Genomic DNA, 13996 nt, shown 5'->3' with positions numbered 1-13996 from the left:
GTAAGCTAAGGCATGCCTAAGGTGAAGTCCGGAGCGGTCGGCCGATGACCGCTCAGCTCTCGGACACTTCAGCGCCGCCCGCCGCGTTGCCGGGCTGCGCCACCGTCGCGCGCATGCTGGGCGCGAACCCCGCCGGCACCGCCGCGGACATGCGCTGCTGGCTCCTCATCGAGCAGCCGGGGCCCTGGCCCTCGGACGCGCTGGAGAATGTCCTCGACGAGGCCTTTCCCGCCGAGCGTCGTGAGCTGCTCGAGAATTTGAGACGTTCCCACGGGCTTCGCCCGCTGCTGATCCGGCGCCCCGGCAAGCATCGTCGTGACCCGGATCGCCCTCGCTCCGTTTACGTCGGCGGAGGCGAGCCGGGCAACCGCTGGCTGGAGCGCCTGGAGATCCGCGACCTGAGCGAACTGGCCGAGCTGGACCTCGAAGCGGTCGCGGACGGCGCCGGCGGGCTCGGTACGCGAGTGGACGGGCCGCTGTTCCTGGTCTGCACGCACGGCACCAAGGACATGTGCTGCGCGGTGCTCGGCAGGCCGCTGGCTTCGACGCTCCACACGAACCACCCCGGCCGGGCCTGGGAGGTCAGCCACGTCGGCGGTGACCGCTGGGCGGGCAACCTCCTGGTGGTCCCCGACGGCTTCCTGCACGGCCAGCTCAACCCGGCCGAAGCGGCGCTGGTCGCCAAAGCCGCCTTGCGCGGCCAGGTCGAGCCGGAGCAGCTCCGCGGCCGGACGTCCGCCCGGACGGCGTGGGCGCAGTTCGCGGAGATCGCGCTCCGGCGGCAGCTGGACCTGCCCGGTCTCGACGACGTGCTCGCCGTCCAGGAGGAGCCGCTGCTCGAATCCGACGCGCGGGTCGTCACCGTGCGCGGCGGCCAGGACTTCTACTCGGTGACGGTGCGCCGCCGGTCGGCGACGCCGCGCGGGGAGAGCCGGTGCGCGGGGCTGATCCAGCCCGCCGGGTACGTGACCGAGGAGATCACGAAGCTCTAGCTGCGAAGATCACCCTTGTTCGAACATCTGTTTGACACTCGTCTAGAACATGTGTTCGACTGGCCGGGTGCGATGGGATCGACAGCGGGCGGACGGCGGCGAGCCGGTCCTGCCCGGATTGGACGGGTTGCTGCGTTCGGTGCGCACACCCGAGTTCGACGGCGTCACCTTTCACGAGGTGCACGCCAAATCGGTGCTGAACAAGGTGCCCGACGGGTCGGGTGTCCCGTTCGGATGGACGGTGAATCCGTATCGCGGTTGTTCTCACGCGTGCACGTACTGCCTCGAAGGCGCGACGCCGGTCCTGATGGCCGATGGCCGGACGAAGGCGCTGGCGGAGCTCGCGCCCGGCGACGCGATCTACGGGACGCGCGGGCGCGGCGCGGGTCGCCGCCTGGTGCCGACGAAGGTGCTCGCGCACTGGTCGACGCTGAAGCCGGCGTACCGCCTGACCCTCGACGACGGAACGTCCATCGTGGCCAGTGGCGACCACCGGTTCCTGACCGGGCGCGGGTGGAAACACGTCACCGGCACCCGGTTCGGCGCCGCGCAGCGGCCGCATCTGGTCGGCGGCACCGAACTCGTCGGCGTCGGGAAACTCGCCCGCACCCCGGACGACACGCTCGGCTATCGCGCCGGATACCTGTGCGGGATGCTGCGCTCCGGCGGCTTCTCGACCGAGAAGGACGCCGCGGATCGCGCGCTCCGGTACCTGCCCGATTTCGGCGCGTCGGTCGGCTTCGTGCAGGTTCCGCCCTCGCCGGATTCCCATTGGCAGCGCGGATTCCTCGCCGGATTGTTCGATCTCGCCGGTAGTTACCGGCATGGCGCGCTGCGCGTCACGCATGACGAGCAGGACATCGTCTCGACCTTCTGTGCCGCGCTGGACAATTTCGGCTTCCGTTACGTGAGAACGGAAAACGTCAAGTTCCGTCCGCTGTGGACGGTCCAGCTCCTCGGCGGGCCGTCGGAGGAGGTGCGGTTCTTCCACCTCGCCGATCCCGCCGTCGGGTGGAAACGCTCGCTCGACGGCCTCGCGATCGGCCGGACCAGGCGGAAGGTCACGTCCATCGAACCGCTGGGCATCGAGCTGCCGTTGTTCGACATCACCACCGGCACCGGTGACTTCATCGCCGACGGCATGGTCACGCACAACTGTTTCGCCCGGAACACCCACACGTATCTGGATTTCGATGCCGGCCGGGACTTCGACACGCAGGTGATCGTGAAGGTCAACGCACCCGAAGTGCTGGCCGCGCAGCTGCGGCGGCCGAGCTGGACCCGCGAGCACGTCGCGATGGGCACGAACACCGATCCCTACCAGCGCGCCGAAGGCCGGTACAAGCTGATGCCGCGCATCATCACCGCGCTGGCCGATTCGGGCACGCCACTGTCGATCCTCACCAAGGGGACCGTGCTGGCCAGGGATCTGCCACTCCTGGAGTCGGTGTCGAAGGACGTGCCCGCCGGGCTGGCGATCTCGCTCGCGCTGCTCGACGAAGATCTGCAGCATCGCCTCGAGCCGGGGACGCCGAGCCCGCGGGCGAGGCTCGACCTGATCCGCAAGGCACGCGACGCCGGGCTGCCGTGTTCGGTGCTGGTCGCGCCGGTGCTGCCGTACCTGACCGATTCGGTGGAGGCACTCGACGCCTTGTTCTCGAAGCTGGCCGAGGCGGGCGCCACGCGGGTCACCGTCCTCCCGTTGCATCTGCGGCCCGGCGCGCGGGAATGGTTCGCGCGCTGGCTCGGCCGGGAACATCCGGAGCTCGTGCCGAAATACCGCGAGCTGTACGCGCGCGGCGCCTATCTTCCGAAGTCCTATCGGCAGCGGCTGGGTGCCCGCGTCGGCCCGTTGCTGCGCCGCCACGGCTTCGGTTCCCGTGCGGACGACGGGGAACGAATGCAGGTGACGATGCCCGTGCAGCGCTCGGAGGAGGTGGTGGTTCCGGCGGCGGAACAACTGAAACTGCTGTGAAGCGCCCTGCGGCTCTCGCGTCCACCTAGGTGGCCTCACCTGCGCCGATGGCGCGTTGCGAAAGTGGCTTTCGCAACCTTCAATGTTGCGGAAGTGGCTTTCGCGACCTCCCCGGAAGCTCATGGTCGGCCTGCGGCGATATGGGCGACTTTCGCCGCACGCGGCCGAAAGTGCGCTCCGTTCCGCGCAATCGGGGAGAACGCCGTCCCGTTGCTCGATGTGCATGCTCGATGTGCACTGTGAATTTTCTTACCGCACAACGCATTCGGCCGTTCGGCGCAGTGACTTGGCGGAAAACCTTTTCGTGCTTAATCTCAACAGGACGAAGGCGAGGAGGTGCCTGTTGACCACCCGTACGGATCGCACCGCCGCTGTCCGCATCGCCTGGGCCGCGACCAAGCTGACCAGGGCGGGCAGACACCCCATCGCCATCGGAAGACTCGCCGCCACCGTCGGCATGGACCCCGCCGAAGCCCACCGCCTGATGGACCTGATGGGTTTCGCCATCCGCGACGGCCTGGTCGTGATGGACCGCGGTTCGCGCCCGGCCGAACGGGCGGGTTCCGACCGGTACCGCGTCGACCTGTTCCTCCTGGCCGTCGCCACCGGTGAACCCGTGCACGCGGACGCCGTCTGCCCGGCGACCGGGGCACACGTCCGCGTCCACTTCACTCGCGAGAGGGTGTTGAGCGTCGATCCGCCGAAGGCCGTGGTCGCCGCGTCGCGGTTGCCCGGTATCGACCTCGCCCTCGGCCAGGACTACGTCGAGGCGCTCGTCTGCACGCAGTTCTTCGCGTCGCGGGAGGCGGCCTCGGGCTGGCTGCTGGAGAACATCGACGGCCGGGTCCTGTCCGTGCCGGACTACCTGGCGCACACCCGGCGGATGGTCGCGGCGCTGGAGGCCTGGCCGACGATCTGAGTCTCTCGGGTGAACCCGCGTCCGCGATCGACGTCGGCAAGGCGCGATCTGGTCTTCCAGGTCGCGAAGGCGGTGTAGGCGCCCTGCCACCGCGATAGCGGGGCCTGCGGCCGGGGTGGGTTCACGCCTGTGGTCCCGTTCCCGACAAGACCTCGGCTCCGCCAACCGGCCCTGAGAACACCTGGTCGCGAGGCATCCGGGGCGATTCGTTAGCCTTTGACGTCGGCGAAAAACCGTCGAATCGCAGAATCGTGATGCCGAAGGAGAGCACCCGCAGTGCTTCGCACCCACAAAGCCGGCGCCTTGCGTGCCGAGCACGCCGGTCAGACGGTCACCCTCACCGGATGGGTGGCCCGGCGGCGCGATCACGGCGGCGTCATCTTCATCGATCTGCGCGACGCCGGCGGCGTGAGCCAGGTCGTCTTCCGCGAGGGCGAGATGGCCGAGCGCGCCCACCAGCTGCGCTCCGAGTACTGCGTCCGCATCGTCGGCGAGGTCTCGAAGCGGCCGGAGGGCAACGCCAACACCGAGATCCCCACCGGTGAGATCGAGGTGCTGGCCACCGAGCTCGAGGTGCTGTCCGAGGCCGCCGTGCTGCCGTTCCCGATCGACGACCGGGTCGACGTCGGCGAGGAGGTGCGGCTCAAGCACCGCTACCTCGACCTGCGCCGCAGCGGCCCCGCGGCCGCGATGCGCCTGCGCAGCGAGGTGAACCGCGCGGCCCGTGAGGTGCTGCACGCGCAGGAGTTCGTCGAGGTCGAGACCCCGACCATGACCCGCTCCACCCCCGAAGGCGCCCGCGACTTCGTGGTCCCCGCCCGGCTCAAGCCCGGCTCCTGGTACGCGCTCCCGCAGTCGCCGCAGCTGTTCAAGCAGCTGCTCATGGTCGGCGGCCTCGAGCGGTACTACCAGATCGCGCGCTGCTACCGGGACGAGGACTTCCGCGCCGACCGGCAGCCGGAGTTCACCCAGCTCGACATCGAGATGAGCTTCGTCGAGCAGGACGACGTCATCGCACTCGGCGAGGACATCGTGACGGCGCTGTGGAAGCTCATCGGCGCCGAGATCCCCCGGCCGTTCCGGCGCATCACCTACGCCGAGGCGATGGAGAAGTACGGTTCGGACAAGCCGGACCTGCGCTTCGACCTCGAACTGACCGACATGACGGCGTTCTTCGCCGACACCCCCTTCCGCGTGTTCCAGGCGCCGTACGTCGGCGCCGTCGTGATGGCGGGCGGGGCCGACCAGCCGCGCCGCACCCTCGACGCCTGGCAGGACTTCGCCAAGCAGCGCGGCCACCGCGGCCTCGCGTACATCCTCGTCAACGAGGACGGCACGCTCGGCGGGCCGGTCGCGAAGAACCTCTCGGAGAAGGAGCGCGAGACGGTCGCCGAAGCCGCCGGCGCCAAGCCCGGTGACTGCATCTTCTTCGCAGCGGGCAAGGCCGCCGACGCGCGTGCGCTCCTGGGCGCCACCCGGCTGGAGATCGGCAGCCGTCTCGGCCTGATCGACGAGAACGCCTGGTCGTTCGTCTGGGTCGTCGACTTCCCGATGTTCATCTCGGCCGAGGAGTCCGACGACGTCGCGGTCGGCGGCGGAAAGTGGAAGGCCCTGCACCACGCCTTCACCTCGCCGACCCCGGAGTGGATCGGCAAACTCGCCGACGACCCCGGCAACGCGCTGGCCTACGCCTACGACATCGTCTGCAACGGCAACGAGATCGGCGGCGGCTCGATCCGTATCCACCAGCAGGAGCTGCAGAAGCAGGTCTTCGAGCTGATGGGCCTGTCCGAGGACGAGGCGCAGGAGAAGTTCGGCTTCCTGCTCGACGCCTTCGCCTTCGGTCCGCCGCCGCACGGCGGGATCGCGTTCGGCTGGGACCGGATCGTCATGCTGCTGGCCAAGGCCGAGTCGCTGCGTGACGTCATCGCGTTCCCGAAGACCGGCGGCGGGTTCGACCCGCTGACCGCGGCTCCCGCGCCGATCACCGCGGAGCAGCGCAAGGAGGCGGGCATCGACGCCAAGCCCGCGCCGCCCGTGAAGAACTGATGCTCCACCTCAGGGCCGTGTGCCCGCCGGACCGGACCGAAGAAGCGATCCGGATCCTGCGGGCACACGCCGGGACGGCCCACCTCGTGGTGCATCGCGGGGTGGCTGTCGCGCCCGAAGGCGACCTGATCGAGGCGGACATCGCCCGAGAGGCGACCGACGACATCGTCGAGTCGCTGTGCGGGCTCGACCTCGATCACACCGGCGGGATCACGCTGGAAGCGCTGGACACCGCGGTGTCCGACGCCGCCGACAAGGCCGAGGAGGCCGCGCCGGGCGAGGCCGCGGACGCTGTGGTGTGGCAGGAACTCGTCGGCCGCACCGGTGAAGAGTCGCGCCTCACTTGGACATTTCAGGCGTTCCTGACCATCGCTTGCCTGCTGGCGGCGGTCGGTGTCGTCACGAACTCGGCGGTCACCATCGTCGGTGCCATGGTCGTCGGGCCGGAATTCGGCCCGCTGGCGGCCATCGCCGTCGGGTTGGTGCTGCGCCGGAAAGATCTCGTGAAGCAGGGCGCCGTCGCGCTGCTCGGCGGTTTTCCGATCGCGATGGTGATCACCCTCGGTGTGGTGCTGGTGGGCAACGCCACCGGCGTGCTGGAGGTCAGCAAGCTCGCCGACAACCACGAGGTCGATTTCGTTTACCAGGTGGGAATCGCTTCGCTGATCGTCGCGCTGCTCGCCGGCGCGGCCGGGATGCTTTCCATGACTTCGGCCAAGTCCGCCGCGCTCGTCGGCGTGTTCATTTCGGTGACGACGGTGCCCGCGGCGGGTTACGCGGTGGTCGCGGCGGTTGCCGGTCAGTGGGAACGGTGCCTTTATTCGGCCGGTCAGCTGCTGGTCAATCTCATCGGAATCGTTGCAGCTGCGGCCATTGTGCTGACATTGCGCCGTCGTGGGCAACGATCGAGGGTGATGGAACGTCCGCTTTCACGCGGATGAGTCCCAGATCGCGCCAGTGCGCGCGATTGCCCGGATCTCAGTGGTCATGGTTGCTCAGTCACGAGTAGGGTCGGTGGCAATGACAGTCGATACCTCCTCTGCCGACGATTCCACCGTCGGAGCTGGAGCCGAAACCCTCGCCATCGCGGCCGCGGTCGCCGCCGGCGAGTCGGTCCTTTCGCGCCGATTCGGCAGCGCGATCACCCTCGTCGCCCCCGAAGACCTCGCCGGCAGTGGCCCGGCCACGGTCGTGCGGGCGCGGGTGGCGTCGTCGCCGTTCGCGCTGCCGCGGACCCTGGTCATCAAGCACTACCCCGACCAACCCGAACCGGGACGGCCCGATCCGTTCGCGCAGGAGGCGGTCAGCTATCAGCTGTTCACCGCGCTCGCGCCGGAGGACCGCATGTGCCCGGAGCTGCTGGCCCACGACGGGCGGGATCGCGTCCTGGTGATCGAGGACCTCGGTGGCGTCCCGACGCTGCACGACAAGCTCCACGCGCGCGACGCGCGCGGAGCCGAACGCGCGCTGCTGTCCTGGGCCCGATCGCTGGGCAGGCTGCACGCGAGCACGGCGAGCCGCGAACCCGACTTCAACGCGCTGCTGCGCCGTTTGGGCGGCCCCGTCAAGAACGAGGACGCGCCGCTGCCCGCGGTCTGCGCGCAGCTGCCCGGCCTGCTGGAAGAACTGCTCGACGTCGAGACGCCGGAGCCGGTGCAACAGCGGGTCATGGAGGTCGCCGAACGGGCGGGTTCGCCGTCGTACCGTGCGTTCAGCCCTGTCGATCTCAGCCCGGACAACAACCTCGTGACCAGCGGGGGAGTGCGGTTCCTCGACTTCGAACGCGGCCGGGTGCGCAGCACCCTGATGGACGCGGCGTACCTGCGGCTCCCGTTCGCGTCGAGCGAGGACGCGCTGGCGCTGCCGCCGGGAATGAGCGAGGCGATGATCGCGGCCTGGCGGGCCGAGGTCGTCTCGGTCTGGCCCGCGCTCGCGGACGAAGACGCGCTGGCCGACCACCTGATGGACGGTCAGCTGCTCCTGCTGTGGGTCATCACCTGGGAGATCCTGCCGGAGCTGGACCTGAACCGGCACGCGACACCGATCAGCCGGGAGGCCGCGCTGGTGACCTGGTGGCGGGAACTGGCCAAACATTCGCTGCGCGCTCGCCTGACCCATATCTCCGAGCACGCCACCAGGGTCGCCGCCGCACTCGGCGCGAGGCTGGGGCCGCACGCGGATCTCGCCTTCTATCCGGCGTTCCGGTAACCGCCGCACGGACTTTTCGCTCGACCGTCCTCGTCGCGTTACCCAGGCATCACCACGGGTGAGTCTGCGTGGCCGATGGTGGCTACCGTGACCGTGATCAGTGTCGAAGTCACTCCGAGTCCCGAACCTCTCCTTCCTCCCGCGCCCGCCGTCCCGAGGTCCGCGCGCAGACTGGTCGTGCTCGGCGATTCCACGGCCGTGGGCCTGGGCGACCCACTGCCGGACCGAGGCGGCTGGCGCGGGGTCGGCCCGCTCGTAGCCGAGGCGCTGGGTGTCGAGCCGGACGGCTACCTGAACCCGTCGTTCACCGGTGCGCGCATGGGCTGTGTGCTGACGAAGCAGCTTCCCGCGGCCGTGGCGCACCGGCCGGACGTCGCGCTGGTGGTGGCGGGGATGAACGACACGCTGCGCCCCGATTTCAGCGCCGAGAAGATCGCCGCGGACCTCACCGAGGTGATCCGGGCGCTGGCCGCCGCCGGCACCACCGTGGTCCCGGTGCGCTACCACGACCACGGCAAGGTGTTCCGCCTCCCGCAGTCCTTGCGGCGGGCGTTGAGCCAGCGGGTGGCGGAACTGAACGCCGCCATCGACGGGGTCGTCGAACGCGAGGGCGTGCCGTGTCTCGACCTCGAACTGCTGCCGGGTGCCTACGACCTCACCGCGTGGAGCGTCGACCGGCTGCACCCGTCGGAACTCGGGCACCGGATGCTGGCGACCGGGTTCACCGAACGGCTCGCCGAGGCCGGGTTCGCGGTACCGCGGCCGGTCAGCCTGACCTGCTCGGGAGGTGTGGAGCCGAGTACCGCCGGGCACGTCGGCTGGCTCGTGCTCAAGGGCGTCCCGTGGGTGTGGCGGCGCGGCCGCGAGTTCGTGCCGTACGCGGCCGTGATCATGTGGCACGCGTTCCGGGAGCGGCTGCGCTGACCTGTGGCCGGAACCGTCGGTGGGTACGGCTACCGTCGACACCGTGGCACAGGACGAACTCTTCACCGTGAACCCCGACCTCGGGCCGCCGCCGGAGCCGGCCGAGCCGAGGGATGTCGCCGTACCCGCGGGCTCGCCGCTGGCGGTGCGGATGAGGCCGCGTTCGCTCGACGAGGTCGTCGGGCAGCAGCACCTGCTGCGTGAGGGCGCGCCGCTGCGGCGGCTCGTCGAAGGCGCGGCCCCTGCTTCCGTGCTGCTCTACGGTCCGCCGGGGACGGGCAAGACCACGCTGGCGAACCTCGTCTCGGCCGCGACCGGCCGCCGGTTCGTGGCGATGTCGGCGCTGTCGGCGGGGGTGAAGGAGGTGCGCGGGGTCATCGAGGAAGCCCGCCGCCGCCGGGCCTACAACGCCGAAAACACGGTACTTTTCATCGACGAGGTCCACCGGTTCTCCAAAACGCAGCAGGACGCCCTGCTCGGCGCCGTCGAGGACCGGACGGTGCTGCTCGTGGCCGCCACCACGGAGAACCCGTCGTTCTCCGTCGTCTCGCCGCTGCTTTCGCGGTCGCTGGTGCTGCAGCTGCGGCCGCTGACCGACGCCGACATCGTCGCGCTGATCGAACGCGCCCTGACCGACGAACGCGGCCTCGGCGGCGAACTCACCCTGACCGAAGACGCGCGGGAACATCTGGTGCGGCTGGCCTCCGGTGACGCGCGGCGCGCGCTCACCGCGCTGGAAGCGGCCGCGGACGCGGCGAGCGCGACCGAGGCCAAGACGATCGACCTCCCCATCGTCGAGTCCACAGTGGACAAAGCGGCGGTGCGCTACGACCGCGACGGCGACCAGCATTACGACGTCATCAGCGCGTTCATCAAATCGATCCGGGGGTCCGATGTGGACGCCGCGCTGCATTACCTGGCGCGGATGATCGAGGCGGGGGAGGACCCGCGGTTCCTGGCCCGGCGACTGGTGGTGCACGCGAGCGAGGACATCGGCATGGCCGACCCGACGGCGTTGCAGTCGGCCGTCGCGGCGGCGCACGCGGTGCAGTTCATCGGGATGCCGGAAGGCCGTCTCGCGCTGGCGCAGGCGACCGTGCACCTGGCGACGGCGCCGAAGTCGAACGCCGTCATCACCGGGATCGACGCCGCGCTCAGTGACGTCCGGTCCGGGCGGATCGGGACGGTGCCGCCGCATCTGCGCGACGGGCACTACGCGGGAGCGGAGAAGCTCGGCAACGCGAAGGGCTACCGGTACCCGCACAACGTGCCGGAAGGTGTTCTGGCGCAACAGTATCCGCCGGACGAACTGGTCGGGCGGGACTACTACGAGCCGACGCAGCGCGGGGCGGAGCGGACGTTGCACGAGCGGGTGCCGAAGCTGCGGCGGACCATCAGGGGAGAGCGCTAGGTTCGCCTTCGGCGCGATGCCGAGTGATCGGGTTACGCGCGAGGGATCATGGGGGCATTCTGCCCTGTGGCTGGGGGAGCACCAGGTGGATTCGGGGCGTTGGATGACTCGGTCGGGCGTCATCGGTCCTGTCACGCAAGTCTCGGGTGCTGATTCGCGGGTTTGAAGGGACCGAGCCATTCGCACGGGTCTCGGCGGCATCGCCAGTCACAATCGGGGCACATGAAGGTCCCTTTCCTTGCGCCTGCCGCAAGGAAAGGGACCTTCATGTACTTCAGTTCGCCGGGAGGGATCGGCAGGTAGTGAAGGCCTCCTTCCCTACTCTCAGGGTAGGGCGGGAGGCCTTCACGGAGCATTGGGCATGGCGAGGGGCCCGTCGCCGGTGTGGCTGGCGGGCTCCTCGGGGTTCAGCGGTGGAGGGTGCTACGTCTGGGTTGTCGGAGCGGGTCTCGGTATTGGGGTGGGATGAATTCCGGTAACCCGTCGGCGGCCATTCGTACTTCTCAGTCGCCGTGGTGGATCAGGCGGTGATGGAACCCGCAGAGGAGCACGAGATTCCGAAGATCGGTGGGTCCGCCGTCTGCCCAGTGATGAATGTGGTGAGCGTGGCAATTCTTCGGCTTCCGATGACAGCCGGGGAACGCGCAGCCCCCGTCGCGGATGTTCAACGCCCGGCGCTGGCCCGGGGTGACGAACCGTCTGAGTCGCCCCACGTCGAGGGGTTCTCCGGCGGCGTTCAGCACGACCGGCAGCATCAGACAGTCGCAGGCGGTGAGCCGGGCTTCCCTCGCGGTCATCGTGCCGACGAAATCCAAGCACGCGGTCCCGAGACCGGACTTCAACTCCTCCAGCCCGATGGTGACGTTCACCAACGTCCGATACCCGCTGGTGCCGGGCTGGTCCGGGCAGGCGATCGCCAGATCGAGAAGGTCGACCCACGCATCACCCATCCGTTCGCATTTCATCCGCAGATCCGCCTGGCCGAACTCGTCGACGGGCCGGGGCTGGGCGTAGGCCTCGAGTGCGGCGGCGGTGCGGGCACCGGTCTCGTCATCGAGCAACCCAGTCAGCTTCCAGAACCCGTCCTTGCGGCGCTCCAGGGTGATTTCCCGGCGCGGCTCAGCAGGTTCCGGGTCTTTGGGCTCGTTCCCGTCGGGGTCGAGCAAGGCGAGGAGGTTCGCTTCAGCGTCCGCCAACTGGCGGGGACCTGCGTCCCGGGCGAGGGTGGCGAGGATCTTCTCCGCGTTCGCCCGGTCCTCCACCGAGGTGTCGGCCGGGAGTCTCTTCAAGATCTCCAGGATCTGATCGATCCGCTCGTCCCCGACCAAGCCTTCGGCGGCGACGGCGGCAGTGGCGGGCAGCGCGGCGGGAACCTCGGTGCCGTCCAACGCGCGGGTCGGGTTCAGGGCGATGGCCCGCTTCACCACCGCGCCCGCTTCACCGACCGACAACCCCGCGATATCGGCGAACCATGCAGCCGTGCGGCCATAGCCGTACAAGTCCTTGACGCCCCGAGACTCGACCTCCGCCAAATACCGCCCCAAACCGGCGGTGGCCATGCGAATCACCTGCAAGGACTGTTGCACGCCATGGGCAAGCTCCAGCTTGCCAGCGCGCCACAGTTCTTGCGGCAGTTCGGGGAGGAAGGTCTCGGGCACCCCTCAATAATACCCGAACAACTCGAACATGTGTTCGTAATTTTAAGCGACAAGCGAAACGCGCGGACAACACTGAAGGGTGATTCGGCCTCACGCAGCGACCACATACAGCCAACCCTCGCATTTAGTCGACTAAATGCGGTGAGAGTCAGAACAGTAAAGCCTGCTTGAGAATTCCTTGAGTCCACCCTGGACAGTTCGACCGCTCCCGTTCGCCTTGCCGTCGCGAGCCGAACACATCCGTCGGCGAATATCCCCCGTATGGAAATCCCGAGGGTCGGTGTCCCCGACGCGCTGGCCTCACACCTCACGATGGCCGAACAACACGAGTACCTGAGCCGCCGCACGATACTCAAGGGTGCCGTCCTCGCCGCCGGGCCGCTTCTCTTGCAGGGCACCGCGTACGCTGATGGCGACAAGGTCGTCCCCGCGGGACGGCATCTCGCGTTCGGGCGGAATCCGCGGACGTCGATGCGGGTCGCGTGGCAGGTGCCGGCGCCGGTGCGGAAGCCGTTCCTGCGGATCGCCGACGGCCACGGCGGCTGGAGTCACCGGATCCCGGCCGAGGTTCGCGCGCTGCATTCCGAGGTCGCCGGGGTCATCGCGCCGTACGACCAGTTCTACCTGCACGCCGAGGCCGACCACCTCTGGCCCGGCCACACCTATCGTTACGCCGTCGGGCACGAGGGTTTCGACCCGGCGTCGGGGGACGGCGGGTCCGCCGCGATCTCGACGTTCACCACCGCGCCCGCCCGGGGGATTCCGGCGGGCAGGTTCACCTTCACCGCGTTCGGTGACCAGGGCGTTTCGACGACGGCGCTCGCGCAAGACGGTGCGGTCGCTCGGCAGAACCCGCGCTTCCACCTGCTGGCGGGTGACATCGCGTACGCCGACCCGAGTGGCGCGGGCAAGCCGCCCGGTAATAAGCCCGACGCTGACCATGACCTCTTCGACCCCAAGGTCTGGGACGCCTACTACCGGCAGATCGAGGGCGTCGCCGCGTCGGTGCCGTGGATGGTCACCACCGGCAATCACGACATGGAGGCCCTCTACTCGCCCGACGGCTACGGCGGCCAGGTCAAGCGTTGGGACTTTCCCGGCGGTGGCCCGCACGACTGCCCCAGTGTGTACTCGTTCATCTACGGCAATGTCGGGGTGATCTCGCTCGATGCCAACGACGTCTCCTACGAGATCCCGGCGAACCTCGGCTATTCACGCGGCTCCCAGACGGCATGGCTCAAGCGCCGCCTGCGGTATCTGCGCTCGCAGCCGGACGTCGACTTCGTCGTGGTGTTCTTCCATCACTGTGCCTATTCGACGACCAATCAGCACGCGTCCGAGGGTGGTGTCCGCGAGCAGTGGGTCCCGCTGTTCGACGAGTACCGGGTCGACCTCGTGATCAACGGGCACAACCACATCTACGAGCGCACCGACGCGCTGCGCGGCGGCAAGGTGACCAGGGAGGTCAAGATCGGCGACACCGTCGAGCCGGATCGCGACGGAACCGTGTACGCGACCTGCGGTGGCGGCGGGAAGAGTCTCTACAGCTTCCCGGTGCCCGACACGTTCGCGGGGGAGTTCCAGTCGTACCACTGGGTCGAGGGCGGCGAGAAGGCGACCGAGACCGTGTCCTGGTCGCGGGTGCGCTACACCGGATACTCGTTCCTCGCGATCGACGTCGAGCCCACCTGGCCCGGACGCCGGACGACGCTGACCGTGCGGACCCTGCGCAACGACGGCGCCGAGATCGACCGGTTCATCTTGCGCCGCACCGCCGGTCTCCACCGTTCGCGGCACGCGTCGGTCCTCGGTGCCGACCCTGGAGACGTATAACGACCTACACGGGTCCGCATGGTGGGA

Annotated in this window: 9 protein-coding genes and 1 pseudogene; 9 read left to right on the top strand and 1 reads right to left on the bottom strand. The window is 69.0% G+C overall.

What is annotated here, in order from left to right:
* Positions 1 to 44 precede the first annotated feature (44 nt).
* The 8 genes from BLW75_RS10385 (at position 45) to BLW75_RS10350 (ending at position 10478) form a co-directional block, all read left to right on the top strand.
* Complete coding sequence (locus BLW75_RS10385; protein WP_034318199.1) at positions 45 to 992, top strand: sucrase ferredoxin; 948 nt, start codon at positions 45 to 47, stop codon at positions 990 to 992.
* 67 nt (positions 993 to 1059) lie between these two features.
* On the top strand, positions 1060 to 2967 hold the full coding sequence (locus tag BLW75_RS10380; protein WP_198935802.1) for an intein-containing Rv2578c family radical SAM protein: 1908 nt from the start codon (positions 1060 to 1062) through the stop codon (positions 2965 to 2967).
* A 343-nt stretch (positions 2968 to 3310) separates the two neighbouring features.
* A complete protein-coding gene (gene merB, locus BLW75_RS10375; RefSeq protein ID WP_034318203.1) occupies positions 3311 to 3886 on the top strand; it encodes an organomercurial lyase in 576 nt (191 codons plus the stop codon).
* A gap of 276 nt (positions 3887 to 4162) precedes the next feature.
* The gene (gene aspS, locus BLW75_RS10370) at positions 4163 to 5935 is read left to right on the top strand and encodes an aspartate--tRNA ligase (RefSeq protein WP_034318206.1); all 1773 of its coding nucleotides are present in this window, start codon (positions 4163 to 4165) and stop codon (positions 5933 to 5935) included.
* Positions 5935 to 6876 carry a DUF389 domain-containing protein gene (locus tag BLW75_RS10365; protein WP_034318209.1) on the top strand — a complete coding sequence of 314 codons (942 nt, stop codon included), beginning with the start codon at positions 5935 to 5937 and terminating at the stop codon, positions 6874 to 6876. Before aspS ends, BLW75_RS10365 begins: the two co-directional genes overlap by 1 nt.
* A 79-nt stretch (positions 6877 to 6955) precedes the next feature.
* Complete coding sequence (locus BLW75_RS10360; RefSeq protein WP_034318211.1) at positions 6956 to 8143, top strand: phosphotransferase; 1188 nt, start codon at positions 6956 to 6958, stop codon at positions 8141 to 8143.
* Between the two features lie 75 nt (positions 8144 to 8218).
* The gene (locus BLW75_RS10355; protein ID WP_034318214.1) at positions 8219 to 9067 is read left to right on the top strand and encodes an SGNH/GDSL hydrolase family protein; all 849 of its coding nucleotides are present in this window, start codon (positions 8219 to 8221) and stop codon (positions 9065 to 9067) included.
* 43 nt (positions 9068 to 9110) lie between these two features.
* Entirely contained in the window at positions 9111 to 10478 is a 1368-nt protein-coding gene (locus tag BLW75_RS10350; RefSeq protein WP_034318360.1) for a replication-associated recombination protein A, read from the top strand.
* Positions 10479 to 10885: 407 nt separating this feature from the next.
* On the opposite strand, the pseudogene BLW75_RS10345 reads toward BLW75_RS10350, so the two are convergent.
* Positions 10886 to 12136, bottom strand: a pseudogene (locus BLW75_RS10345) (HNH endonuclease signature motif containing protein).
* A gap of 261 nt (positions 12137 to 12397) precedes the next feature.
* On the opposite strand from BLW75_RS10345, the gene BLW75_RS10340 reads away from it, so the two are divergent.
* Complete coding sequence (locus BLW75_RS10340; RefSeq protein WP_034318217.1) at positions 12398 to 13969, top strand: purple acid phosphatase family protein; 1572 nt, start codon at positions 12398 to 12400, stop codon at positions 13967 to 13969.
* Positions 13970 to 13996: the final 27 nt, after the last annotated feature.

This window comes from Amycolatopsis lurida, assembly GCF_900105055.1.
In the GTDB taxonomy this organism is placed as follows: Bacteria; Actinomycetota; Actinomycetes; order Mycobacteriales; family Pseudonocardiaceae; genus Amycolatopsis; species Amycolatopsis lurida.
This window is presented reverse-complemented; position numbering and strand designations above follow the sequence as displayed.